At 57.9% G+C, this 24,155-nt stretch carries 22 protein-coding genes; 11 read left to right on the top strand and 11 right to left on the bottom strand.

The genetic code is table 11. The annotated features are described in order from the left end of the window. Nucleotides 1–127: 127 nt before the first annotated feature. From HMPREF2565_RS10490 to HMPREF2565_RS10465, 6 genes are all read left to right on the top strand, one after another. Nucleotides 128–1,267 carry a PucR family transcriptional regulator gene (locus HMPREF2565_RS10490; protein ID WP_071407309.1) on the top strand — a complete coding sequence of 380 codons (1,140 nt, stop codon included), beginning with the start codon at nucleotides 128–130 and terminating at the stop codon, nucleotides 1,265–1,267. A gap of 138 nt (nucleotides 1,268–1,405) precedes the next feature. Next, nucleotides 1,406–2,758 (top strand): MFS transporter, encoded by a 1,353-nt coding sequence (locus tag HMPREF2565_RS10485; RefSeq protein ID WP_071407308.1) that lies wholly within the window; start codon nucleotides 1,406–1,408, stop codon nucleotides 2,756–2,758. 65 nt (nucleotides 2,759–2,823) lie between these two features. Then, nucleotides 2,824–3,432 (top strand): cation efflux transmembrane domain-containing protein, encoded by a 609-nt coding sequence (locus HMPREF2565_RS10480; protein ID WP_071407307.1) that lies wholly within the window; start codon nucleotides 2,824–2,826, stop codon nucleotides 3,430–3,432. Between the two features lie 411 nt (nucleotides 3,433–3,843). After that, nucleotides 3,844–5,226, top strand: a complete 1,383-nt coding sequence (locus HMPREF2565_RS10475; protein ID WP_070545273.1) for a hypothetical protein — start codon at nucleotides 3,844–3,846, stop codon at nucleotides 5,224–5,226. 201 nt (nucleotides 5,227–5,427) lie between these two features. Then, on the top strand, nucleotides 5,428–6,603 hold the full coding sequence (locus HMPREF2565_RS10470; protein WP_071407306.1) for an alpha/beta hydrolase: 1,176 nt from the start codon (nucleotides 5,428–5,430) through the stop codon (nucleotides 6,601–6,603). 50 nt (nucleotides 6,604–6,653) lie between these two features. Then, nucleotides 6,654–8,048: a GntP family permease gene (locus HMPREF2565_RS10465; RefSeq protein WP_071407312.1), complete on the top strand. Its 1,395-nt coding sequence runs from the start codon at nucleotides 6,654–6,656 to the stop codon at nucleotides 8,046–8,048. Here HMPREF2565_RS10465 and HMPREF2565_RS10460 read toward each other — a convergent pair. From HMPREF2565_RS10460 to mmuM, 3 genes are all read right to left on the bottom strand, one after another. Continuing rightward, a complete protein-coding gene (locus HMPREF2565_RS10460) occupies nucleotides 8,045–8,536 on the bottom strand; it encodes a gluconokinase (protein WP_071407305.1) in 492 nt (163 codons plus the stop codon). The genes HMPREF2565_RS10465 and HMPREF2565_RS10460 overlap by 4 nt on opposite strands. A gap of 75 nt (nucleotides 8,537–8,611) precedes the next feature. After that, a complete protein-coding gene (locus HMPREF2565_RS10455) occupies nucleotides 8,612–8,998 on the bottom strand; it encodes a hypothetical protein (RefSeq protein WP_070517806.1) in 387 nt (128 codons plus the stop codon). Nucleotides 8,999–9,046: 48 nt separating this feature from the next. Continuing rightward, nucleotides 9,047–9,985 (bottom strand): homocysteine S-methyltransferase, encoded by a 939-nt coding sequence (gene mmuM / locus HMPREF2565_RS10450; RefSeq protein WP_371441018.1) that lies wholly within the window; start codon nucleotides 9,983–9,985, stop codon nucleotides 9,047–9,049. A 508-nt stretch (nucleotides 9,986–10,493) separates the two neighbouring features. Between mmuM and HMPREF2565_RS10445 the strand changes: the two genes are divergently transcribed. The 3 genes from HMPREF2565_RS10445 to HMPREF2565_RS10435 all read left to right on the top strand — a co-directional run bounded on the left by HMPREF2565_RS10445 (nucleotide 10,494) and on the right by HMPREF2565_RS10435 (nucleotide 12,931). Then, complete coding sequence (locus HMPREF2565_RS10445) at nucleotides 10,494–11,048, top strand: CAP domain-containing protein (RefSeq protein ID WP_049155952.1); 555 nt, start codon at nucleotides 10,494–10,496, stop codon at nucleotides 11,046–11,048. Between the two features lie 723 nt (nucleotides 11,049–11,771). Next, nucleotides 11,772–12,440 carry an ImmA/IrrE family metallo-endopeptidase gene (locus HMPREF2565_RS14325; protein ID WP_158013225.1) on the top strand — a complete coding sequence of 223 codons (669 nt, stop codon included), beginning with the start codon at nucleotides 11,772–11,774 and terminating at the stop codon, nucleotides 12,438–12,440. After that, a complete protein-coding gene (locus HMPREF2565_RS10435) occupies nucleotides 12,437–12,931 on the top strand; it encodes a DUF4411 family protein (RefSeq protein ID WP_049155947.1) in 495 nt (164 codons plus the stop codon). Before HMPREF2565_RS14325 ends, HMPREF2565_RS10435 begins: the two co-directional genes overlap by 4 nt. Before the next feature lie 419 nt (nucleotides 12,932–13,350). Here HMPREF2565_RS10435 and HMPREF2565_RS10430 read toward each other — a convergent pair whose 3' ends face one another. The 3 genes from HMPREF2565_RS10430 to HMPREF2565_RS10420 all read right to left on the bottom strand — a co-directional run bounded on the left by HMPREF2565_RS10430 (nucleotide 13,351) and on the right by HMPREF2565_RS10420 (nucleotide 15,831). Further along, complete coding sequence (locus HMPREF2565_RS10430) at nucleotides 13,351–13,782, bottom strand: hypothetical protein (RefSeq protein ID WP_049155944.1); 432 nt, start codon at nucleotides 13,780–13,782, stop codon at nucleotides 13,351–13,353. A 27-nt stretch (nucleotides 13,783–13,809) separates the two neighbouring features. Next, a complete protein-coding gene (locus HMPREF2565_RS10425) occupies nucleotides 13,810–14,241 on the bottom strand; it encodes a hypothetical protein (RefSeq protein WP_070680784.1) in 432 nt (143 codons plus the stop codon). 66 nt (nucleotides 14,242–14,307) lie between these two features. Next, on the bottom strand, nucleotides 14,308–15,831 hold the full coding sequence (locus HMPREF2565_RS10420) for a sodium:solute symporter family protein (protein WP_071407304.1): 1,524 nt from the start codon (nucleotides 15,829–15,831) through the stop codon (nucleotides 14,308–14,310). 241 nt (nucleotides 15,832–16,072) lie between these two features. On the opposite strand from HMPREF2565_RS10420, the gene HMPREF2565_RS10415 reads away from it, so the two are divergent. Next, entirely contained in the window at nucleotides 16,073–16,789 is a 717-nt protein-coding gene (locus tag HMPREF2565_RS10415; protein ID WP_070680786.1) for a FadR/GntR family transcriptional regulator, read from the top strand. Between the two features lie 9 nt (nucleotides 16,790–16,798). Here HMPREF2565_RS10415 and HMPREF2565_RS10410 read toward each other — a convergent pair whose 3' ends face one another. Genes HMPREF2565_RS10410 through HMPREF2565_RS10400 form a run of 3 tightly spaced genes read right to left on the bottom strand, consistent with a single transcriptional unit; the run spans nucleotide 16,799 to nucleotide 19,468 of the window. Then, a complete protein-coding gene (locus tag HMPREF2565_RS10410; protein WP_071407303.1) occupies nucleotides 16,799–17,509 on the bottom strand; it encodes an N-acetylmannosamine-6-phosphate 2-epimerase in 711 nt (236 codons plus the stop codon). A 41-nt stretch (nucleotides 17,510–17,550) separates the two neighbouring features. After that, a complete protein-coding gene (locus HMPREF2565_RS10405; RefSeq protein WP_070680792.1) occupies nucleotides 17,551–18,492 on the bottom strand; it encodes an ROK family protein in 942 nt (313 codons plus the stop codon). A gap of 31 nt (nucleotides 18,493–18,523) precedes the next feature. Next, nucleotides 18,524–19,468 (bottom strand): dihydrodipicolinate synthase family protein, encoded by a 945-nt coding sequence (locus HMPREF2565_RS10400; RefSeq protein ID WP_070680795.1) that lies wholly within the window; start codon nucleotides 19,466–19,468, stop codon nucleotides 18,524–18,526. A 477-nt stretch (nucleotides 19,469–19,945) separates the two neighbouring features. On the opposite strand from HMPREF2565_RS10400, the gene HMPREF2565_RS10395 reads away from it, so the two are divergent. Then, entirely contained in the window at nucleotides 19,946–20,977 is a 1,032-nt protein-coding gene (locus tag HMPREF2565_RS10395) for a thermonuclease family protein (protein ID WP_065422039.1), read from the top strand. 266 nt (nucleotides 20,978–21,243) lie between these two features. On the opposite strand, the gene HMPREF2565_RS10390 is transcribed toward HMPREF2565_RS10395, so the two are convergent. Beyond that, nucleotides 21,244–22,815, bottom strand: a complete 1,572-nt coding sequence (locus HMPREF2565_RS10390; RefSeq protein ID WP_049155923.1) for an AbgT family transporter — start codon at nucleotides 22,813–22,815, stop codon at nucleotides 21,244–21,246. A gap of 29 nt (nucleotides 22,816–22,844) precedes the next feature. Then, nucleotides 22,845–24,053, bottom strand: coding sequence for a M20 family metallopeptidase (locus HMPREF2565_RS10385; protein WP_168162663.1), 1,209 nt, complete (start codon nucleotides 24,051–24,053; stop codon nucleotides 22,845–22,847). Nucleotides 24,054–24,155 lie beyond the last annotated feature (102 nt).

Genomic DNA, 24,155 nt, shown 5'->3' with positions numbered 1-24,155 from the left:
CCTCCTGCTTCTCTGACGAACTGCACGGGGACCGTGCTGTGTTTGTCACCACATGCTAGCCAGATCGGTGAGCCACCTCGCTACCTGCAGGGCAATCCACCACCGCTAGGCGTGTAGCGTTGTGCATATGCACGAAAAACGCTGGCGCGACATCGTCGCGGAGGTCCACGGCACCATCCCCCGGCTGGTGGAGGACTTCCTCGCCGCTTTTTCTCGTTCCGGACGCTACGGCGACTCCCTAGTGAGCGAAGATGAGCTGCGCCTGACAGCCTTCGAGGTTTTTGCGCGCATCACTGACGTGCTGGTCGGCGCGATGGATGAGGAGGAGCTTCGCGCCCATGCGCAAAGCCTCGGCCGGCGGCGCGCGCACCAGGGGGTGGAACTAGCCACACTGATCGACGCCATCCAGCTCGACTTCACGGTCCTCTGGGAACACCTCCGCCGCGCGGCCGGCGTGGACCAGGAGGTGCTCATCGACCACGTGGCGCAGGTGCATTCGGTTGTGACGATGTACAACCTCGTGGTGCGCGATGCTTACCGCTTGGAGGAGGCGCGCGGGCAGCACAACGTGCACCGCGCTCACGCCCGGCACCTGGAACGGCTCTTCGCTGCCGAGTCCCTGGGCACGCTCGGCATCGCGGAGATCGCCCGCGCACTCAACATCGATGCTGGCACCCACTTCGACGTCGTGGTGGCGCACCCCACCGCGGCGGTGGAATTGCGCGCGCTTCTCGACGCCCCCATCTCCTCCGGCGAGGCCTTCGGCCACCCTGTGCGCGGGATGTTCGTTACCTTCTGGCCTAGAGACCAAAGGCCCAGCGAACAGACCGCAAAGGACACCGGCGCAGGGCTGACGACGATCTCGGGCATACTTTTCCGCGACGTCATCGGCTTAGCCGGAGTTCGCGCGGCGGCGCAGCAAGCGCCGCGCATCTTCGACTCCACCGGCCCGCTGAGCCAACTCACCGAAGCGGCGGATGCACTCTGGGCTGTCGCAGGAGATGCCCTCGCAGACTTCACAGCCAGCGGCATGACGGAGCTGACGCAGACCATTGCCCAAATGCGCCTTGAGAACGCGCCGCTGTACCGAACCATCACCACCTACCTGGACTGCGGCTCCATCAAGGACTCCGCCGAAGCGCTGAACTGCCACCGCAACACCGTACTCAACCGCTTGCGACACGTTACTGAGCTCACCGGCCTTGATATCACCCGGCCCAAGGACGCGGCCCGAGTGCTGCTCGCACTGCACCGCGCGACACCTTAAGTCCTGTGCAACCGCACACTTCTGCCGCCCAGTCGATGGGGTGATGCATATAAATGCTGCCAGAACATCCCCCTTCAGGTGACCTACACCTATCGTTTCCAGGAAAGGTAACGCACTTCACACAAGGAGCACCTGGATATGACTACCAATCCACCCCCGGCTGCCCCGGTCCAATCTGACCCCGAGCAAATCAAGGTCGAGTCAAAAGATGTCTTCCGTATCGCCAGTTCCGCGTTCGTTGGCACAGCCCTCGAGTGGTACGACTTCTTCCTCTTCGGCACCGCCGCAGCACTCGTCTTCAACGAACTCTTCTTCTCGGGAATGTCGGGCACCGGCGCCACCCTGGCCTCGCTCGCCACTTTCGGCGTGGGCTTCCTTGCCCGCCCTCTCGGTGCAGTCATTTTCGGCCAGATCGGCGACAAGATGGGCCGACGACCAGCGTTGATCATTTCGATCGTTCTCATTGGCGTCGCCACCGGAATCATCGGTCTATTGCCCACCTTTGACAGCATCGGCATCTGGGCACCCATCGCGCTAGTCACTCTGCGCCTGCTTCAGGGAATCGCCGTCGGCGGCGAATGGGGCGGCGCAACAACCATGGCTATTGAGCACGCCCCTGCTGAAAAACGCGGCCGCTACGCGGCCTTCGTACAGATCGGCTCCCCCGCCGGCACACTGCTCTCCTCCGGCGCCTTCGCACTTGTGCTCATGCTTGATGATGACGCGGTGAGCTCCTGGGGCTGGCGTGTTCCCTTCCTCATCGCTTTCCCCTTCCTTGGAGTAGCACTGTGGATTCGCACAAAGGCTGAAGAATCTCCTGTCTACAAAGCCCTCGAAGAGGAAGCTGAGGCCGACGAGGCTGCGCACCAAGGCTCACTGAAGGAACTTTTCACGCAGCACTTCCCACAACTGTGCCTTGCTTCCGCGGCCGCTTTCCTCGGCATCGGTGGCTTTTTCGTCATGAGCACCTATGTCCTCTCCTACGCCACAACCACGCTGGACTTCGAACGCCAGACCGTTGTTAATGCCACCCTCCTTGGCGCCGTATGCCAGATCTTCATCAACATCATCTTCGGCCGCATCGGCGAAAAGATTGGCCCCGGCCGCCTCATCGGATACGGCGGTCTTGCCACTGCCATCATGTCGTGGCCACTGTGGGCAATGATCGATACCGGCAATGCCGTACTACTCACGCTCGCCGTCTGCATCGGGCTTTCCCTGGTCACCATCACCTACTCCGTCTCCGGCGTTCTCCTTTCGGAAGTCTTCCCGGCCAACGTCCGCTATTCCGGTGTAGCAATTTCCGCGAACATCGCGTCTGCAGTGGCAGGCCTGCTCCCCTTCCTCGCTACCGCGTTGAACGCCTCTAACGAGCACCCCAGTTCCACACCAGGAATCATCATCCTGGCTGCCACCGCCCTTATCACCGCTTTCGGCGGCTTCGCTGGCGAGAAGCACCGCCGCGAGGACGACGTCACCATCGTCGACTAATGCACAACCCCTCATAAGAAAAATAGGTTGGGACACGGCACCTCAGCCCACTAAGCTCAGGTGCCGTGTCTCAAGAACTCTCCTCCTCTACCCTGAACGCGCGCGCCCGGCGCATTGTCGCCTGGGTCGCCGCGCTGAACCTCCTCGGATTCTTCGGCGAGTTCATCATCGCCTCCATCATCGGCTCGGCGGCACTGTTTGCTGACGCCGCCGACTTCCTCGAGGACTTTCTCATCAATGCGCTCGTCCTGCTCGCGCTGCGGTGGTCGGCGGAGGGACGTCGCAAAGCAAGCTATGGCCTAGCCGGGCTGATCCTGATTCCGGCGTTGGCGTCCTATGGCATGGCGATATGGAAGATCATCACCGGCGCCGTACCTGAGCCACTTACGTTGTCGGGCACGGCCGTGGCAGCGATGCTCATCAACCTGCTCTGCGCGGTGCTGCTCATACAACTTCGCCACGGCAGCGCGCTTACGCGCGGCGCATGGCTGGCGGCACGCAATGATGTCGCCGCCAATATCCTCATTCTCGGCGCCGGCCTACTCATGCTGGTGTGGGCAAGCCCGTGGCCGGACATCGTGGTGGGCCTCATCATCGGCACCATTAACCTGCGCGCAGCGGCTGAGGTGTTCGAGCAAGCGCGCGCCGAAGATCCGGAAATTGAAGAAGATTAACGCGCCATCCCTAAGAATTTTTTAAGTAAGCCGCGGGCCTGCATGCAATCCCGCGCGCACCTCTGGGGCTAAAAATGGCCTGGCAATAAGCGCTGCACGCAACCTTTTCCTACCCCGTATGGGGTCATTCTTTAGTTTGTGGCCAAATGGTCAAAGAGACGTTTTCCCAGAATACGGTCTAGTTGGACAAAACCAAGGTCGGCGCAAATTTCTTAGCCAATTGTTCACCTTCGCGTCACCCTATCGAAATATACTTCGCTCTCCAAAAATATAAACAATCCTTAGGGTGCGCGATCCTGAAAGTCACCTTATCGTTGATTCACGTCACGCACTGAGCGCTACAGCGCATACGCAGCGCCACCACAGTGCGTCACCATATTGCCCCAAACTTTTTCATCCAGGAGAACAACCATGACCAAGCGTCGTCGTACCGCCGGCCTCATCGCCGGCCTCGCGATTGCGGGCACCGCCCTCATCGCACCGGCTGCATCCGCAGCAACCCACACCGAGTCCTACCCGGAGACCCCGGCCGTCAACGCCAAGCTCCCCATCGTCCACACCAGCCACGGCTCCGACCACATGAAGGCCAACGTGCTCAACCCGCGTCCGGTCTGCAACCCGTGGGAGGACCACCGCACCGTGGTCTACAAGGTGACCGATAACTTCATGCCGGCAGGCACCATCTCCACCACCAACCAGACCAAGAAGGACATCCCGCTGCAGCAGGACCTGTCCAAGTCCCAGTCCATCACCCTGTCCGTCAACGGTGACCGCACTGAGACCACCTCCATGAACGCGGGCGGCAAGGGCTCCGGCAAGAACTCCGAGGGCTCCTTCGGCATCTCCCACCAGATCGCCACCAAGCTCGGCGCCTCCGCGTCCTACTCCCTGTCCTGGGAGGCTGGCCAGTCCATCGGCCCGTACGATGTTCCGCCGAACCACACCGGTGAGGCCACCTACGGCTTCCGCGTTCTGAACATGACCGGTACCCAGCAGTACTGCAAGCCGAACGGCACCTGGTCCACCCCGACCTTCTGGTCCGCAATGCAGCCGATGAAGAACGAGGTTCGCGTCAAGCTCTACGACGACATCGCTGATTCCTACGCTCCGAACAAGGACGCTCAGAACACCACCGACGTCAACGACCCGAAGGTTGTTGAGGAGGAGAAGTCCCCGGAGGCTGACGCTGAGGTCATCAAGGACAACGAGGTTGCTCCGGAGGAGAAGGTTGTCTCCGAGGCCGAAGGCAAGAAGGAAGAGGAAGCCGACAAGAAGGTCCAGGAGGACGTCGAGAACGGCAAGACCGATGAGGCTAAGCAGAAGCTGGACCTGAAGCCGGTTCTGACCACCTCTGGCGCTAAGCACGCAGGTTTCGCAGGCACCGTTGCTCTCCGCCTGGAGAACGTCGGCACCGAGCGCTACTACGGCAACTACCCGGCAGTTCAGTACCGCGTTGACGTCAAGACCGCTGAGGGCCCGAAGGGTGTTGACCGCCTGATCACCCCGCGTTCCTCCAATGGTGCGCACATCCGCGACCTTGGCTTCGACGAGAAGACCTCCACCCGCTCCTTCGAGGTCACCCTGGCCAACCCGATTAACGCTGGCGAGTCCGCTCGCGTTGCCAACCTGGACTTCGGCGACGGCAACACCAAGGAAGGCCGCCTGAAGAACTACATCGAGGTCACCCAGATTTCCCGCCTCGACGGTGACAAGTCCACCCACAACGACCAGAACGTTGATTCCCGCGAGATCACCGTCAAGGACACCGGCAAGAAGGCTGAGGGCCTGTTCTAAATAACAGCCCCCTCCTCTACATAACGAGTGTGCAGCACGCCGGCGCTTAGTCCGGCTGCGAGAGAGTGCGTAAACCCCCGACCGCCCCCATGCGGTCGGGGGTTTACGTTTCTCCGGTTTGGAGCGCCCAGCCCCACTAGCGCTGTTATGTACTAATGCACTAATGCAGTCGATGCAATGTTTGTTGGATATTCTGAGATAATGCTTTCCTCTCGCACCGCGCTCGCGGGCATTCTTTCGGTGGGGCTGATTCTTTCTCCTCCCCACACTCATCTCGCACACGCGCAGTCTTCAGTTGATTCCGCACACTCAGCAGACTCGCTGAGCAGCGAGGTCACCAACATTGATCAGCACTCCTCTGCCCTCGAGCCCATTGCGCTGGGTCCGTTGGCCCCCGTGCTCTTCGCGGAGAACATCTTTGCCGTATGGGGACCGCTGCTCCAGCTGTTAAAGATTCCCGTCGTAGCGCCGGAAGCCACGCGCCCACCAGCAACCGCCGCGCCGGCACAGCTGCGCGAGCTGCAGCACATCCAGGACAACGTGTGGCAGTTCAAGGCCTACTCACCATCCATGGACCGCGTCATCACCAACGACATTATTCTCCCGCCGGGTGGATTGGAGAATACTCAGCCCCGCCCGACCTATTACTTGCTCGGTGGTGCCGGAGGAGGCGAGGACGCACTGTGGTGGGACGGCGGAGGAGCCTCCGAGTTCTTCCAGGACAAGCAGGTCAATGTTGTCTCGCCGCGCGGTGCTTATGGCTCAATGATGTCCGATTGGTCCCAGCCGCACGACACGCACGGAAAGTACAAGTGGGCCACCTACCTGACCAAGGAGCTCCCGCAGCTTATCGACGCCGAGTTTCACGGCAACGGTACCGACGGCATCGCGGGCGTGAGTAACTCTGGCGGTCCAGCACTCGAACTTGCCACCTATGATCCGCGGTTCAAGGTGGCCGGTTCCATCTCCGGTTGCCCCTCGACCACGGGTGTTGTCGCGCAAGGCTTCGCGTGGGTCAGCGCCGCGTTCTACGGCACGGACCCGGCGCGCTCCTTTGGTGCACCGTGGGATCCCGCGTGGGCTCGGCATTCGCCGGTTCTCAACCTCGATAAGCAGCACGGCAGGAAGACGTTTGTCATCGTCTCACGCGGTGGCCCGGCGGACTTTGATGTCGACATTGAGGACTCACCGCTGCCGGCGCTAGGCCTCAACGAGCGGTTGGATTATTGGTGCAGTTCCTATTACGCCAAGCAAGCCACCGCAGCTGGTGTGGACCTCGATTACTACGAGCTTCCGGAGGGGCGTCACACGTGGGGGCTGTTCCGACGTGAGCTGGCCATCAGTTGGGCCACGGTGGGCCCGGCCCTCGGGGTGTAGCCCCTAGATCACCGCACGTTGCATTAGTAAAATCAGCATCCATGAATGTCATGGATACGTGGGAACCCACGCTTACGACGGGGCCCCTTCTCGGTATTGCCGCGGCTGCAATTGCGGTCATCTTGGTCCTTGTCATCTACTTCAAGGTGCACGCCTTCGTCACCCTCGTCACGGTCTCCGCGCTGACTGCGTTGGCCGCCGGCATCCCGTTGGACGGCGTGGTGCCCACCATGACGAGCGGCTTCGGATCGACGTTGGGTTCCGTGGCCTTGCTGGTGGGCCTGGGCGCCATGATCGGGCGGCTGGCGGAGACCTCCGGCGGCGCCAAGACGCTTGCCGACGCCCTCGTGAAACTCTTCGGCGAAGACAAAGCGCCCCTGGCGCTGGGCGTGGCCTCCCTCATCATGGGTTTTCCCATCTTCTTCGACGCGGGTCTCATGGTGATGCTACCGGTCATCTTTGCCGTCGCCCGGCGCCTCGATGGTCCAGTGTTGGCCTACGGCATCCCCGCCGCTGGCGCCTTTTCCGTCATGCACGTCTTCGTCCCACCGCACCCGGGACCTGTCGCAGCTGGTGAGTTCTTCGGCGCGAACATCGGCCTCATCCTTATCTTCGGTCTCCTCGTCGCGCTGCCCACGTGGTATCTCTCCGGCTACCGCTTCGGGCTCCACCTAGGAAAGAAGTACCCCTACCGCCTCGAGGAGGCGGTCACCGGCGCGCTGGTGAGCGACGCGGAACTGCCGGCGCGCCCGGCCTCCCCGTTCGCGGTTCTCAGCATCCTGTTCATCCCCATGGTGCTTATCTTTGGCAATACCGGGCTGACCACGCTGGGCACCGCGGGTGTCGTCGACCCCGCTGCCTCATGGGTGCGCTTCTTCATCTTCTTAGGCCAGACCCCGATCGCGTTGCTGATCACCACTCTTGCGGCGATGGTCGTGCTGGGTCTGCGCCGTGGGGAAAGCAAGAGCGCCATCGAAAAGACCGTGGAGTCTTCGCTCGGTCCGATTTGTTCCGTCATCCTCATCACCGGCGCCGGCGGCATGTTCGGCGGGGTGCTGCGCACCAGCGGCATCGGTGACGCGCTGGCGGATTCCATGTCCGGACTCGGCATCCCCGTTATCCTGGCCTGCTACCTCATCGCGGTTGCCTTGCGCCTGGCACAGGGCTCAGCCACCGTTGCCCTCACCACGGCCGCAGCCCTCATGGTGCCCGCCGTGGAGGAAGGCGGCTTCACCGAAATCCAGTTGGTCCTCATCACGCTTGCCACCGCAGCGGGCTCCGTCTTTGGCAGCCACGTCAATGACTCCGGCTTCTGGTTGGTCGGCCGGCTCATGGGCATGGACGTAGCCACCACCCTGCGGACATGGACCGTCAACCAGGCGCTGATTTCCGCGATCGGCTTCGGCGTCGTCCTTATCTTCTACGGCGCCGCCGCACTGCTTTAGACCTGCAGGTACTCGGCTGCTGCGGCGGCAAGGTCCTCCGGGGCAGCGCTGACATCCAGCACGATGCCTGCTTCCCCCGGCTGCAGTTCCTCAAGCGTCTCGAACTGTGAATCCAGCAGGGAGACCGGCATGAAGTGCCCAGAGCGCTGGCTCATGCGCTCCTTGAGCAAATCGTAGGAGCCGTGCAGGTGCACGAAGACCGTATCCGGTGCCGCGGCGCGGATGATGTCGCGGTAGGAGCGCTTGAGCGCGGAGCAGCCCACGATGGCCCCGGCGTCCTGGTCCGCGAGAAAGCGGCCGATGGATTCGAGCCAGGGCTTGCGGTCGGCGTCGTCAAGCGCCTGTCCTGACGCCATCTTCTCGATGTTCGCCTTCGGGTGCATATCGTCCCCATCCCGGAAGGGCAGGCCGGTGCGCTGCGCCAGCAACTCCCCGACCGTCGATTTGCCGCAGCTCGAGACTCCCATGATCACCACGTGCTTGCGCATCAATCCTCCTTAAGACAGCACCCGATCCTACGCGCTACGCACTACGTGGCGTAGCGCGACTGACCACAGCGAGGCTTAGCGCAGCGGCCCGTAGCCAAAGTCCCCGCGCTGCACCTCGCCGCGGGCATTCGGATCGAAGGTGGCGCACAGGGCGGCCGCCACGTAGCGAACGCCGCCCTCCGGCGCGGAGGAACCGACGCGCTCAGCACAGTTCTCCAGTGCGGGCAGGCCGATGCTCTGCCCCGGCATAGTCATGGAGAAGAAGGACGCGGCCATCATGGTGTTGCCATCAGCGCGAACATATTCCGAAGAGCCTTTGATGGCCTGCCAGGCAATCGCGCCAACGGGGTCGGTACGGAATTGATCCCGCTCAGTTTGGGTCAGCTCGGCGTTGGCGGCGGGGACGGACAGTGATGCAACGAGGAGCGCAGCGCATGCTGCGAGGAAAGAAGATTTTTTCATAGCAATACTGTATCCCCCGTGCCGTGGGGTTGTCCTGGTATTCCTTCGTTATTGCCCAGATGAGTCGCTTGTTGCGCGAAGGATGGAAGCGCGCAGCTGGCGTATCTCAGCGGGCCCCACGCGGCAGCACCCGCCTAGCAGGTTAACGCCGGCAGCCACGAGATCCGTTGCCGCATCAGCCAGGCTCGCCGCGCCAGCGGGGGCTGGCCGCCACTCATGGGCGCCGTGGTCCCAGAGTTCGCCGCTGTTGGGGCAGGCCAGCAGCGGCTTGTCGGTGGCTGCGCGCAGCCTCTTCACCACACCAAGCACGTGGGGTGCGCTCATGCAGTTCACGCCCACGGCACCCAGCCGTGGTGCCTGGTTGACCAGGTCAATGACGCGCATGAGCTTGACCGGGTCAGCCACGATGGCACCGGTAATGCTCAGCGCGAAGGGCTTGGGCTGAGCGGACAGGAGCTCCAGCAGTACCGCAGCCTCATCGACGTTGGGGATGGTCTCAGCAAGCAAAAAGTCAGCGTCCGTATCCGCGAGCACCGCTACCCTGCGGGCGTGCCAGCGGTACAGCTCCTCACGGCTAAGGCCGTAGGCCCCGTTGTAGTCGGTGCCCTCACCTGGGCCTGCACCATAAGGGCCGATGGATGCGGCAACCAAGCATTCCTCCAGGGCGCCGTGCTTGTCGACGGCCCCGCCTGCCGCATCACATGCCACCGCAACGCTGCGGCGCAGAAGTGTTTCCGCCTCCTCACCGAGGACGTCGAAGGTGACTTGGTAGGAAGCCGTGGTGGCCACTTGGGCACCAGCGGCGAAGAAATCAGCGTGGGCAGATTCGATGAGCGCTGGGTTCTCACGCAGCACTCGCGCCGACCACAACGGGCCGGAGATATCGTGCCCCTGGGCTTCGAGGTAGGTTCCCAGGCCGCCATCGAGAAGCAGCGGCGCGGCATGAAGGACCATGCGCATGAGCTTAGCAATGGCTTCCGCAGTCACCCCGCACCATCACGATAAGCCACCCCAATAGACGTATTAGTTTTCTTAATCTTTAGGCGGTCCGATCGTTCTTCCCGGGATCTATTCACGCTCGTCATCACCATTTCCACGCACCGCGCCACAACAGCGCCCATTAGCACAAGCTATGCATTCACAGAAGCTACCCATGCTTTTGCCAAGAAATAGCAAAGATTTCGACCATATTCAGCCCCTTTGCGCCTAAAAGGCCTGGTTATAGGAATGCCATCCTGAATAACCACCCCCGAACATTGCCCCCACTGCACGAAACTAAAGGCCCAACCTTTGCAAAGTCGGGCCAAAAGTAGGGGAAATCTAAAGAAGCTTAAGGGACGGGCCATAAATAACTTCAAACATAAGTCTAAAACTTAAAACTGCTGGTCAGCTGGCTTTTCTGCACCAAAGAGAGCTTTAATTTTAAGTGAAAGTACCGCTCGGTACGCGGCAAGAAAGCCGCCACTTAACCCTGAAGCAGAAAGAGGTGCCCGCCATGTTCCGCCTCCAGTTTGGACACACCGCCACAAAGATTATTGCCCCCGTTGCTGCTGCCGCAGCACTCTTCGCTGGCTCCGTTAACACCCCTGCTCAGGCTGTAAGTTCCTTCGGCACGTTCAACCCAGCCGCGTTCGGCTTCACCGTCCCCGCAGCGGCAGGTCCGGTTACCCCGGCACCGCAGACCTCCGCCAGCGTCCAGGGGATCATTAATCAAACCAATGCCCAGCGCGTGGCTAATGGCCTCGCACCGCTGCGCGTTGACCCGAACCTGACCAACCTGGCGCAGGACTGGGCCAACACCTTGAGCCGCGACGGTAACACCCGTCACCGCCCGAACTACTGGACGCACTACCCTGCCGGCTTGCCAGCGGGTGGCGAGAACGTCCTCCAGGCATGGAGCGACTACTCTGACGCCCGCATCGTACAGCTATGGATGGACTCCCCCGGCCACCGCAAGAACCTGCTTGACCCGCGCGCCAAGTCCGTGGGCATTGGCATGGCCATCGGCGCAGACGGCAAGCTATATGCCGTCCAGAACTTTGGACGCTAAGCGTCGCGCTTTCTGCCATTAAGATGCGTCTGTGAGGTTGCTACTCCTTCTCACGAGCGCATCTACCGTTGTGAGTCCCAAGGGCATTCTTTGCATGTCCGCATAGCCCCAGAACCAATCAAAGGAGCGACCAAACCTTTAGGAACCACTCATCGTTGAGCAGATCAAAACTATGCTGTACCTACTCGTATCTGGTCCTCTAAAATTGCCTTTAGCATTCGATAACCAACATGGAGCGCAACGATAGGAAAGGCTATGACCGTACGTGTCCCGATGTCCCCTCCTGTCCTCGAATGGGCGGTTAAGAGGACCCGGCTGCCTGTCGACGAATTGGAGAAGAAGTCTGACTTCCATTGTTTGCGCTCTTGGTTAGGCGGCGAAAGCACGCCAACGTTCCGACAAGCTCAGAAGCTGGCCAAGCTGGCTGGAATACCTTTTGGATACCTGCTCCTCGAAGAGCCCGTACAACGAACCCCTCACCTTCCTGATTTCAGGACTCCGGGAAGCACCCCGTTATCCGACTACAGCCCTGCGCTCGAGCAGACGATTTATGCCTGTGAACGGCGCTTAGAGTGGTATGCCGAAGATGCACTAGCTAGCGGTATTGCAGGGCCTAGTTTTATCGGCCGGTTCTCTACGGATACGTCCGTGGGAAAAGCTACTGACTGGGCATGCGCCTTATTGGACTGGGTTCCAGGTAAGCGAGAACGTAGCCGAGACCGCGTGGCAACCCTCGCCGATGCCATTGAGCACACAGGAATTCTGGTCATGCGTAGCTCCGTCGTGGGCAATAACACTCAAAACAAGCTTGACCCTGATGAATTCCGAGGTTTTACGTTGATTCGGCATTCTTTCGGTCTTATCTTCATAAACAGTGCTGATTCTGGAGTGGGAAAGCTATTCAGCTTGGCCCACGAGTTCGGACACATTCTCATCGGCGAGCAAGGGATTTCCGGTGGCCCGCTTAACCAGCGCGCCGTTGAACGCTGGTGCAATCAGTTCGCTACTGCGCTACTTGTTTCCACCAAGGACATCCTCAACCGTTGGTCCGAAACTAGAGATCTAGAGTCAGTTTGCCAATGGTCATTCAAAACTTTCGGCGTAAGCCGCGACGTCACTGTATGGCTCCTCGTAGATAACGGTGTACTCCCCCGAGAAGCTGGTCAGCGCTTCCTCCAAGAGGCCCCTTCCTCCCCTCCGACGGCACAGCGCAATCGAGGTGGCGACTTCACAGTTGGACTGCGTTCCCGTTTGGGTGGGCTTTTCCTAGAGGCCGTGACCGGAGCACTCGTCGAAGGAAGAATTGACGAGCGCGAGGCATCCCGTCAGCTCGGTGTCAAGAAGATCAGCGCTATTGAAGCTTTGGTTGACCAGTATCAGGGACTACCATGACTCGGTATCTGCTCGATTCCAACATCATCATCAATGCGGTTCGGCTCTATCCTCGTGACGTGTTCCCAAGCTATTGGACCTCTCTGGAGAACTTCGTGACCGCCAAAACGTTTTTCTTCCATTATTCTGTTCAAGAGGAACTAGAGCGCAGAAAGGACTCCGTCTCAGCGTGGTTCCGGAGCTTCGTACCTCAAGACCAAATTCTGCACGTGGACAACGACGAAATTGAGTCATACCGTCGCCTTTCCACATGGGTAGCCTTCGATCGTGTGCCTCGCTTTGATGAAGCGGCGGTACGAGAGTTTCTCGATGATGCTGCCGACTCATGGCTAGTCGCCTCAGCTCATGCACGGAACATGTCAATCATCACCGATGAGAAATCCCAACCGCGCAGAATCAACAGAGTCAAGCTCCCCGACGCCGCTGCTGCATTAGGAGTTCAGTGCTCCACCTACTTAGACTTCCTCCGCTCGCGGGGAATCACATATTAAGGGACACTATCGTTCTCGGTGGATTTACATGATTCCGGCATTTCCACATCTACGCAGATCGAAACAAGGGCACCAATCTCCAATTAGTCTTCCGCCTTCGTCCTCCTCCACGGAGCATTCGGGTCTTGAAAGGTCGAAAGCACCAAATCAATCCACTGGCTTCTTCACGGGCAACACAAGTCCACGGATAAGCCTATTTCTATTTGGATCTTAAACCCTCTACCGCGGCTCCCGCTTGTTTGGTTTCGGCCCCAACCGGCCAAGACACCCACGGGCACGAAACCAAGAAGCGGCAGGGTGCAGCGCTTCATACGGGCCCCTTAGTGATGCTCACGCGTTACTTCCAATCGGGCAAGCATACGAGATGGGTCGGCGTTGCCGGGGCGATACCAATGCTGAAACGGGTCCTGTAGTCGCGGTTATTCGGCGTGAAAGGCCGGGTTCAGGGTTTCGATCGTGGCCATCGGGGTGTCATAGCCGAGGACGTTAAAGCCTGCGTCCTCTCCGGGCCACAAGAATGTGTGGTCGAAGCTATCGGAGGCGAGATCATAGCGCGCGATCCAGGTCTGCCACTTACCGCGTTCCGGATCGGCGGTAAGCTGTCGCAACCAGTCCAGCAGGTCGGGGTCGAGTGCCGGATTGCGTATGCCCACCGGCGTGGGCAGGGTCTCCTTGCCGACAAAGCGCCATGCTTGTGATGCACCTTGCACCTCGTTGAGGCCGGTCACGACCACAAAGCCGTCCCACGGTTTCTCCTCATTGAGCTCCTTATCTAAACGCAGACACTCGCTCATTGCTTCAAGGACCGAATCGGCGGAGTCCATGTCGACGGTGAAATCAGATATAGTCATTGCGTTCCCTCCAGTTGCGCCATGGGTTTATTCAGCGTGATGGGCTGGGTTCAGGGTTTCGATCGTGGACATCGGAGTGTCATAGGCGAGAACGTTAAAGCCTTCGTCCTCTCCGGGCCACAGGAATGTGTGGTCGAAGCTATCGGAGGCAAGATCGTACCGCGCGATCCAGGTCTGCCACTCACCACGTTCCGGATCGGCGGTGAGCTCTCGCAACCGTGCGATCAGCGTACGGTTGAACGCTGGGTTGAGTGAGGACACCGTGGTGATCAGAGTCTTATCACCGACAAACCGCCATGCTTGGTGCGCCGCGTGCCCCTGCTCGTAACCGGACACGACCACAAAGCCATCCCACGGTGTACGCTGATTGAGTTTGCGGTCCACGCGTAGGCATCGACCGATTACATCCAGAATCGAATCGACGGAGTCGTAGTCAACCTCGATATCGGGTGTGGTCATTGTGTTTCCTTCAGTTGCTTTCGGGGTACACACGAACCAAGCCTAGCGGCAGCCTATTCGTATTGCTTACTCACTTTGCGCAACGGGTATTTGATTGACACTGCGCCGCGTGTATTCAAGGTCCTTTCCGTAAATAGTCAAGCCCGTGATGTCGTGATGGTCAGATTTCCTGAAGATGAAGGATGCCAGGTAGCCGATAACGAGAGTTCCTACGAAGGCGACAATCGAGACCAAGAATGGGCCTTGGTCCAGCTTTCCAGCGAAATACGCAGCAATCGCACCGCACAGGAGCCCGATGAGAACACCATTGGAATTTGCGGACTTCGTAAAGATACCCAAGACAAATACCGCAGTGAGCGGAACTCCAAAAAGACCAGTAATCGCGAGGAACAGGTCCCACAGGTCCGACTGGTTGGTAATGATGAGATACAGTGCAACGGCCAATCCGAAGGTTCCGGCAACGATGATGACCAGGCGAGAGAAAGTAACCGACGCTTCCTTCGGGGAGAAGCGGTTATAGATATCCACGGCAACGCACGCGGAAATCGAGTTGAGCGAAGAAGAAATTGTCGATTGCGCAGCCGCCAAGATGGCAGCAATCAAGAGTCCAGCAATGCCTGCAGGCAGCTCCGAAAGAATGAAATACGGCACTACAGCAGAAGTGTTGACTCCTTCAGGCAGACCACCCTTCGCTTCGTAGAAGTTATACAAAGCCGTTCCCATCCCGTAGAACAGCGGAATAGTTATCAGCGCCAGAATTCCGTTGACGATGAGAGACTTCTTCGTCGCTTGAATCGTGGGAGTCGTTTGGTAGCGCTGAACGACGTCCTGAGAAGAGGTGTACTGGTGCAAGCTGTTCAGTACATTTCCGATAAAGATGAATGGTATCGAGGAGAAGACTGCATTCGTGGTGAAGTTGTCCGCTGAGTAGAACTTTCCTTCTTCAGCGGCGTTAACCACCGCACCGCTAAATCCATCGGGAGTCATGGCCATGGCCGTCAGCACTACCGCTGCGGCGCCAGCCAGCAGCAGGATGCCTTGAATCACATCAGACCAAATCACGCCTTCCATGCCTCCCAGGAAGGTGTACACAATACAAAGAGCGCCTACAAACGCGGCGACGACCAGCGGGTTGATATCTGCCACCGACGTGATTGCCAACGTAGGCAAATAGATAACGATGGCGATGCGCCCGACGTGATAAAGAACGAAAAGGAGCGAGCCGAGAACTCGGAGGACAACAGAGAACCTCTCCTCAAGGTATTCGTATGCCGTCGTGACATCCAGCTTCCTAAAGAATGGGACGTAGTAACCAATCAAGATTGGAACAATCGCAAAAATTGCGAGGTTTCCAGCCGAGTAGGCCCAGTCAGTCAGATATGCCTTTTCCGGCGTCGACATGAATGTGATGGCAGACAGCGTCGTGGCATAGATAGAAAATCCCGCTGCCCAGCCAGGAATCCTGCCACCCGCTTTGAAGAATTCGTCCTGATCACTTCCGGCCCTGCGCGCAAAATAGGCGCCGACAAGAAGCATTCCCAGGAGATAGAGGATCAGAACTATCCAGTTGAGTGTTCCGAACGATTGCATTTGACCTTCCCTTCAGGGCTTTCAGTGCAGAGAGCTAAATCACTCTCCAATTCGTCTGTGCAACAAAGCATGTTGAAAGATACAATACATCAGACGTCTGATGTGTGAAGGGATTTAAGATAAAGCCGTCTACCCCTGATCATCAGAGCGAAGTGCTCCTCCCCCAGCAGCGCTCATCCTTTGAGAACCCCGCCAACGTGGGAGGCTTAAGATGGATCGGAAAGAAAAGAGGGATTAACCAGTGCACACCGGAACATGGGGATTCAGTGAAGCCGAGCATCGCCCTGCCTCAACCACACAGCAGGCTGTAGAAGGCATCAAACAATTTATTCGGGACAATGCGCTTAAGCCTGGGGACACTTTGCCAACCGAATCTGAGCTCTGTGCGGAACTCGGCTTCTCTCGCTCCTCCGTCCGAGAAGCCATCAGAATCCTAACGACGTTAGATATCGTCGAAGTCAGGCATGGAACAGGAACGTTTGTCTCCGGCACGTCACTCAAAGCCCTAGTTCAAGGCCTCATTTTTCGCGCGACTCTCGACGCTGACGACAACCTTGAAACGCTTCGCAATGTGGTGGAGATTCGGCAGGCAATTGATCTTTCTATCGGGCAAGAAATCACTACCAAACCCGATCCCTCCAAGCTAGATCAGTTGAGCGCCATCGTTGAAAAGATGTCAGCCAAGCGGGAGCAAGGTCTCAACTTTGCCGAGGAGGATCGGGAGTTTCATCAGGTTCTGCTTTCCGAAATAGATAACCCGATTATCCGTGAGCTCAATGATGCCTTCTGGCAGGTGCACATGAACGTCATTCCACTTCGCAAAATAGAAGAACCACAGGACTTCAGCAGAACGGTTCGCGCGCACCAAGACATCGTCGATGCCCTACAGAATAAAGATCTGAAGAAGTACCAAGAGTCTGTAATCAGGCATTACGAGCCCCTGCTGACTTCGCTGTGACAGTCCGTGTCAGCTATTAAAGCTCCGCGTAATCCACGCAGGGTCTGTAATGGCAGTGCCAATGATGATTGCGTCGGCGCCGGCGCGCTTTCCTGCAGCCACATCATCGCGCGAGGCAAACCTTCCTTCGCCGATTACAAAGGCATCCTCACCGCAGAGCCGTCGCCCCTCTGCCAAGCATTCAAGATCTGGACCTTCGGTCTTGCTCCGGAACTCTGTATAGCCAGCCAGCGTCGTTGAAATGATATCTGCACCTGCTTGGTGCGCCCGCTGCATTTCTTCCGGGGTAGAACAGTCAGCCATCGACAAAACATTCAACCGGTGGCACTCCGCGACAAGGTCAGAGAAGCTTGAGCCATCAGGCCTAGGGCGATCCGTAGCATCCGCACAGACAACAGCTGCCCCCGCCTCAGCCAATCGGCGCACGGACTCAACAGTAGGGGTGATATAAACCCCCTCACTCCCCTCCTTTGTTAGGCCGAAAACTGGTACATCTACTGCGGCTGCGATTGCCTCGACATCCTCGATGCCGCCATACCCGCCACACCGGATTGCGCGGCTTCCGCCCTCAACACACGCACGGGCGACATGCGTCAAGGTGTGGGTATCGCGCATTGGGTGACCATCTGGCGCTTGCACCGAGACAATCACCGAGTTCCGAATCATGCCGTGAACTTCTTCTCGGCGGTCCGCCAGTTCACTACTCTTAAACCTAAACATATACCTGAGCCTTCTTCTGGAAATACCGCAGATAAACGGTGCTAAAAAGCGTTGTCTCGAGCAAAAGCCGCTGCACCCACTAACGGTGCTGTCGCCGGAGATTCAGTAACCCGAATTGCAACGGAGCGATTCGGCTTCAATGCGAAATCCTCAATGGCCTGACGGAATGGTTCTTCCACAGCGGCCCCAATCTGGCACACACCGCCGCCCAAGACAACGGCATCGAGATCGAGCCCTGAAACAAGACCCGCCACAGCTCGGCCAAGGCCATAGGAATTCCCTCGAATAATCCGGGAAGCGAGTTCGTCTCCCTGGTTCATTCTTTCCACGACCTTTTCAAGGGGGAGCGCTAACTGGGCCCTTTCCTTCCACTGCACCCGTTCGCTTGCGGGGTTCGCAGAAAATTCTTCGTAATACGCAGCCAGACTATTGCCGCTCATGATGTTCTCGGCGCGGTTTGCAAAGCCCCGGAAATCAGCACACAAGAGTTCCGAAAACTCTCCAGCCGATCCGGTAGGTCCGCTAAGCAAAATCCCGTTATCGCTTACCGCACCACCGACACCAGTCCCCAACGAAAGGTACAGGACTCTGCCTGACTGAAAATCCCTCGCGGCTCCGAGCATCAACTCTCCGTACGCCCAGACTCGCACATCGTTATGAACAGCACACGGGAGATCAACAACCTCTTTCGCGACCTCACGAAGGTTGGTGCCAGCCCAGTTCTTAATGGTGTCTCCGTTGTAGGTGACGAGCCCTTCGGGAGCTTTAATGACTCCTGGCGAGCCAATGCCGATTCGCGCCGGAGTGATACCCGATTCCTCCAACGCCAGCTGAATGGCTTTCTGGATCTGCTCCTGTGGCGAAGCCCCGGCCGGCTGGGTAGGTATCTTTCCCAGCGCTACTGCTTGTGTTGGGTCCTCATCAGCCACGAAGCCCCAACCAATCTTGGTTGCACCGACATCAAGCGCAAGGGTACTAGTCACTCTTCACTCGTTTCGTCGTAGTCCAGAGGAATTAAGGTTCGATCACCTGAGCGGCATCGACGATGTCATGAATCTTGGCCAGCTCCTCATCATTCAGAGCGACATGCGGACGGGACATCAGCCCCGACGGGAATACGCCCAGATGGTGAAGCGCTGCCTTGAAACTGCCGAGACCCTGCGAGCTTCCGCCCATGCGCGTGCCGTCACCAACACCAACGATGGTGAAAAGATCACAAATCTTAGACTGCAATTCCGCAGCCTCTGCATACGCTCCGTCCACTAGGAGCTCATGCAGCTTCACGTAGGAAACTGGGTCCACGTTGCCCAGACCAGGTACCACGCCATCGGCACCTGCCAGGTAAGCAAAGTCGACCGTAGTTTCCGAGCCGGTCAAGACTACAAAGTCTTTCACCCCAGCCTTGTCGCGGGCGCTAATCAGAGCACGCGTGTATCCATCATTGCCGCCGGAATCCTTGACACCAGCGATAACGCCTTCCTTGGCCAGAGAAATAAGAGTAGCGATATCCAGCACGGAGTGAACGCTGACCGGAATGTTGTACGCGTAGATGGGGGTCTCTGGCGCGGCTGCATGGAGAAGCCGGAAGTGCTCAGCAATTTCTACATCATGAGTACGAACATAAAAAGGGGCAGTAGCAACTAGCCCTTGCACCCCGAGCGCGACGGCATCTTCAATGTGCTCGATTACTCGCGGAGCCGTCATGTCAATCACGCCGGCGATGACCGGAACGCGCCCTTGAGCCTGTTCCACCACCGTTGCGATGACTTCCTTGCGCTGCTCTCGGGTGAGGAAAGCTACCTCACCTGAGGAGCCGAGCACGAACAGGCCATGAACGCCAGCCTTAATAAGGCGTTCAGCCTGGCGCTTGAGGGTATCGGTGTCGACGGAGTAGTCCTCATTAAACGGGGTCAGCAGCGGTGGTACAACACCGCGCAGGAGCTGTGTGCTTGCAGTCATGTTTGGAAACCTTCCTCTTCGCCTTCGTATTAGAGTCATAAGACATCATACGTCTCCTAGGATTGTGATGCAGTTCCTTCCAGCGAAAAGAACTCCGCTTACAGCTCGTTGCCTAGTTCAAGCTCTCCGCCTTCCACACTCCCCTCTTCCTTGGAACAGTGGAGCGGGGGCACCTTACCTAGAGCCATGGGCCTGCTAGCAGTACGATGCCAATCAGTTTTTAGCCTCGGCAAAAAGTCGACCGCTTGGTTATGATGGCGCGCCTTACGATTGTGAATGTGCGCCTGCCAACACGTGACTGTAGGCGCGTTCGACTCGCCCTTGCGTGCCGCGACCGAGAGAACCGGAAGTGGACAAAACAGCTGCAAGCAGGGCCGGACGCCGCAAGGTTGACAAACTATATAGGAACACCCCCTAATACAGGCATGTATACTCCTGATGTTCTTGTTACTTTCTTTCTCTCGTGGGGTTCCTGATATGGGATTTTTCAAGGTTGTCGCTGGGCTCTTAGCCGCCGGTGGAGTGAGCTACGGTGCCTATGCCGTATTAGGGCCGGACTCTTCCGATGACGTCATTACGGTCCAAAACGTCATCGATGGCGACACCATCGATGTAGCGCAGGATGGTGAGACCACGCGTATTCGCCTGCTCAACATCGATACGCCTGAGATGGGCAAGGAGTGCTTGGCCGAGGAAGCAAAGCAATACTTGGCAGGCCTGCTGCCAGTAGGCACGGTAGTGACGCTGGAGTACGACGATGAGCGCGAGGACAAGTATGGCCGCACGCTGGCCGGTGTATTCAAGGAAAGTTCGCTCATCAACGCCTCCGTTGCTGAGGAAGGTTTCGCAGTGCCGATGAAAGTGGGCAGCAACACCCGCTTCTTCTCGGAGGTCTCTGCCGCTGCCGACCGAGCCCGTGCTGCGGGCAAGGGCATCAACTCGGCCGGTCCGGAATGCAGCTTTGGCGACGACAGCGCCTACCAGTCCTTCCAGGACGCACGCTCCGCCGTGTATGAGGCGCGGCAGTTCCACTTCAATGACATGTGGAACGACGAGCAGCTCGACAAGGCTCGTAGCCATGCCACCCGTCTAGCCATCGCGAAATTAGCCGTAACCAAGCTGGAGAAGGCCATGGCGGAACAGTCTGAGTTCCAGAAGGAAGCGTTTGGCAAGGAGCAAGCAAAGCTTCTCGACGAACTGAAGAAGGACGCCACTGAGCGAAAAGAATCTTTGGATCGCGAAATCTCCTCCGCCAATGAGGAACGCGAGAAGAAGCGCGCCGAGGAAGAAGCAGCACGCAAGGCTGCGGAGACTGCCCGTCGCGCGGAGCAGGAGGCCCAGCAAGCAGCACCCGCCTACCAGGCACCAGCCGCACCGGCACCTAGCAATCCGGTGGACAACTACACCGGTTGCCGCGCCTACAACGGAAACTACGCAATGACCAGTATTGACAAGAAGGGACGACCCTACGCCAAGATTGATTGCACCACACGCGTGCAGATTGGGTAAACACGAGCTGCAAATACCGGAAATACCCGGATAAACGAAAGTAGTTAACCCGTGAGAGAAGCTCGACTGCAGTTGCACTGTCGTCGATGCGCATGCCGCGTTGACGGAGAAACTCAACTTGTTGTTCGCAGCTCAGGCAATTTTTTTGGAATATGTCCACGTCTCCGTGAGAACGAAAGGCCCCGGTCATTTATGCGTTCCCTACAAGGGGAAGAGGCCCGACCGGGGATCTATCGTTCGGTATTTTACTACACCACGCTGTCTTACTACAGGTGAGCGGTCACGCCTGGGCCATAGGGTATTTCTAACGCGAAGAATACAAGGAAGACGGCCAAGAAGGTACAGAAGAACGCAATCGTATAGGGCAGCATGATGCTGATATATGTGCCCACACCCGCACTCTTGTCGTACCGACGGATATACCCCAGGACGATCGGTAGGTAAGGGGATACCGGTGTCACCATGTTCGCGGAGGAATCGCCCATACGATAGGCCGCCTGGATGAAGCCAGGGTGATAACCCAATTGCATAAAGAGTGGAACAAAAACCGGCGCTTCCAATGCCCACTTGGCGCTGCCTGACGGAATGATCAGGTTGAGCAGGGCTGTGAACACGATGTATCCGATAATCAGGAAGATTCCGGTAAAACCAATTTCTTTTAAGAAATCACTACCGTTGACCGCTAGCCAGATACCGATGTTCGACCACTCGAAGTACTTGATGAATTGCGCGATGGCAAAGACCATTACAATGTAGCCGGACATTCCGGAGATACCTTCTGCCATATATGACGACAGATCCTTGGAGTCCTTAATCTTCCCCATCAGGATGCCGTAACTAGTGCCGAGGAGCATAAAGAAGCCGAGTATGATCGGAATGATGCCCGACATGAACGGGGAATCGATGATTGCCCCGTTTTCGCCCCGGAGTGGGCTATCGGGGAGCAATACGACTACCGCAATTAGTACGATGTACGCCGTCCCCAGGACAGAAGAAAATAGCAGGGCTCTGTCGCTTTCCTTTGTCTCTTCCTCTAGCTCCTCGGCGTTTATTGAACCTTCGTACTTACCGAGGCGCTTTTCGGTGACATAGGTAGTGACGAGTCCTCCAACGAGCGTAAGGGCAAAGACGCACACAACGTTGAAGTACCAGTTTGCAACGGCTGTTACATGCGCCTCTGGGTCGACAATTCTCGCGGCTTCGGTGGTAATTCCCGCAAGCAGTGCATCAGTACCGGCAACAAAGAGGTTTGCGGTGAAACCAATGCCCGCACCGGCGAAGCCTGCAGCGACACCGGCAATGGGATTTCTTCCCGCGTGGTGAAAGACGATCCCGATCAAGGGCGGGATGACAACCATCGCAGCGTCGGAAGCGAGGTTGCCGATCACTCCAATGAAAACCGCCGCGTAAGGGAGGGCCGCGAAGGGCACTCGACGAACGGTCTTTTGCACGGCGTGCTGAATGTAGCCGACCTGCTCGGTCAAGCCAATGCCGAGCATCACGGCTAGGACTAGTCCCAGGGGCGCAAAACCGGTGAAGTTCTCCAGCATCGAAGTCAGGATGTACTCGATGCCTTCACCCGACAGAAGGCTACGAATATGGACGTCTTCCCCGGTTCCTGGGTGGGTGACCGAACCTCCGAAAGCATGGCCTATCGCAGACATCACCATGACTGCTAACGCCAGAATTACAAAAAGCAGGAAGGGATCTGGCAAGGCATTGCCGACCTTCTCGATCGTACGGAGAACATCTCGACCAAACTGACGAGTCGAGCGTGTGGATGACTTTTCCGCACTTTCTTGGGTGACCGGCGATGAGTGGGAGCTAGCGCTAGACATAGCCACTCCTTACTTAGTTTGCTGGGGTGTTATTCGTTGAAAGTTCGCTTCGCTTCTTCCACGACTTCGGGGTCGCGGAAACCGGCTAGCAAGGTGGCGGCGAGAATCAAAGCGCCGTCGATGATCGTTTTCTTTGCATCAGGACCATCGGCAGCTGCTGCGAACTCACGGGTATGAGGCGGGGCATCCTGGGTCAAGCGGATCATTGGGTGGATAGCGGGGACTACTTGGCTAACGTTGCCCATGTCTGTAGACCCAGAGAACAGTTCGTTCGGAGTAGTCTGGCGCCCAACAGCCGAAAACGCTGCTTCAGCGATGGTGACCAGAGCTGGGTTCGACTTCAGCGAAAGGTAGGCCGGAGTAGTCGAGGTGATGCTCACAGTGCAGTCGGTGGCAAGAGCGCCAGCTTCGAAGCAATTCTTAACGCGCGGAACAACGTTCTCGAGAAGATAATCGGAGTCCGATCCACGCACGAAAGTCCGAATTCCGGTTAGCTCGGGAATTACATTTGGTGCTTGCCCACCGTTAGTGATGATCGAGTGGATCCTAATATCATCCTTGATCTGCTGGCGGAGAAGGCCGATCGCATTTAGCGAGAGAGTTGCTGCGTCGAGTGCGTTACGTCCGTCTTCCGGCGCAGCCGCGGCATGGCTGGCCTTGCCCTTGAACTCAACATCGAGAGCGACGCGAGCAAGGCTCCCTCCCCCGACCTTCTCCTCGTTGCTCGGGTGGATCATTACGGCGTAGTCAACCCCCTCGAGCACCCCATTCTCGATCAACGGGACCTTACCTGCCCCGCCCTCTTCACCGGGGCTGCCGATAACCACCAAGTGAGCGCCCGTCTTCCCATCGGCTTCCAAATCTGCCTTTGCGATTTTCGCTGCGCCCAAGCCGCTTGCTGCGATGATGTTGTGGCCGCAGGCGTGGCCTACCTCTTCCAAGGCGTCGTACTCACAAAAGACTGCCAGTGTTGGCGAGTCGGCGGTTGCACTGGCCGAAGACCATTTGCCGACAAAGGCCGTTTCCAGGCCTCCGAAACCGCGGGTGACTTCGAACCCGGCGTCCTCTAACTCAGCGGTAAGGCGCTTAGCGGCGTGGTACTCGGTGAAACGGATTTCAGGGTGATCCCACAGATCCTTGGCAACGTCGGCGAGGTTGTCGGCAAATTCGTTGGCGTAGCATTGCAGCGAATCTACCAAGTCCTTGATATTGGTCGAAGACTGCTCTTGCTCAAACATGGAACTCCTTGACGAATGAAAATGAGACATAGATGCAATCCACGCGAGTTAATGCCATGGATCACATTGTCGAGGTATGTTATTTAAATAAACTTTCTGGAA

This window comes from Corynebacterium sp. HMSC072A04, assembly GCF_001809235.1.
GTDB classification, from domain to species: domain Bacteria; phylum Actinomycetota; class Actinomycetes; order Mycobacteriales; family Mycobacteriaceae; genus Corynebacterium; species Corynebacterium hiratae.
The sequence above is the reverse complement of the archived record's forward strand: the minus strand, read 5'-3'. Positions and strand labels throughout refer to the sequence as shown.

Coding starts and splice junctions, on each gene's coding strand:
- HMPREF2565_RS10490 (WP_071407309.1), top strand. CDS start 128: ATGCACGAAAAACGCTGGCGCGACATCGTCGCGGAGGTCCACGGCACC.
- HMPREF2565_RS10485 (WP_071407308.1), top strand. CDS start 1,406: ATGACTACCAATCCACCCCCGGCTGCCCCGGTCCAATCTGACCCCGAG.
- HMPREF2565_RS10475 (WP_070545273.1), top strand. CDS start 3,844: ATGACCAAGCGTCGTCGTACCGCCGGCCTCATCGCCGGCCTCGCGATT.
- HMPREF2565_RS10470 (WP_071407306.1), top strand. CDS start 5,428: ATGCTTTCCTCTCGCACCGCGCTCGCGGGCATTCTTTCGGTGGGGCTG.
- HMPREF2565_RS10465 (WP_071407312.1), top strand. CDS start 6,654: ATGGATACGTGGGAACCCACGCTTACGACGGGGCCCCTTCTCGGTATT.
- HMPREF2565_RS10460 (WP_071407305.1), bottom strand. CDS start 8,536: ATGCGCAAGCACGTGGTGATCATGGGAGTCTCGAGCTGCGGCAAATCG.
- HMPREF2565_RS10455 (WP_070517806.1), bottom strand. CDS start 8,998: ATGAAAAAATCTTCTTTCCTCGCAGCATGCGCTGCGCTCCTCGTTGCA.
- HMPREF2565_RS10445 (WP_049155952.1), top strand. CDS start 10,494: ATGTTCCGCCTCCAGTTTGGACACACCGCCACAAAGATTATTGCCCCC.
- HMPREF2565_RS10435 (WP_049155947.1), top strand. CDS start 12,437: ATGACTCGGTATCTGCTCGATTCCAACATCATCATCAATGCGGTTCGG.
- HMPREF2565_RS10430 (WP_049155944.1), bottom strand. CDS start 13,782: ATGACTATATCTGATTTCACCGTCGACATGGACTCCGCCGATTCGGTC.
- HMPREF2565_RS10425 (WP_070680784.1), bottom strand. CDS start 14,241: ATGACCACACCCGATATCGAGGTTGACTACGACTCCGTCGATTCGATT.
- HMPREF2565_RS10420 (WP_071407304.1), bottom strand. CDS start 15,831: ATGCAATCGTTCGGAACACTCAACTGGATAGTTCTGATCCTCTATCTC.
- HMPREF2565_RS10410 (WP_071407303.1), bottom strand. CDS start 17,509: ATGTTTAGGTTTAAGAGTAGTGAACTGGCGGACCGCCGAGAAGAAGTT.
- HMPREF2565_RS10400 (WP_070680795.1), bottom strand. CDS start 19,468: ATGACTGCAAGCACACAGCTCCTGCGCGGTGTTGTACCACCGCTGCTG.
- HMPREF2565_RS10395 (WP_065422039.1), top strand. CDS start 19,946: ATGGGATTTTTCAAGGTTGTCGCTGGGCTCTTAGCCGCCGGTGGAGTG.
- HMPREF2565_RS10390 (WP_049155923.1), bottom strand. CDS start 22,815: ATGTCTAGCGCTAGCTCCCACTCATCGCCGGTCACCCAAGAAAGTGCG.
- HMPREF2565_RS10385 (WP_168162663.1), bottom strand. CDS start 24,053: ATGTTTGAGCAAGAGCAGTCTTCGACCAATATCAAGGACTTGGTAGAT.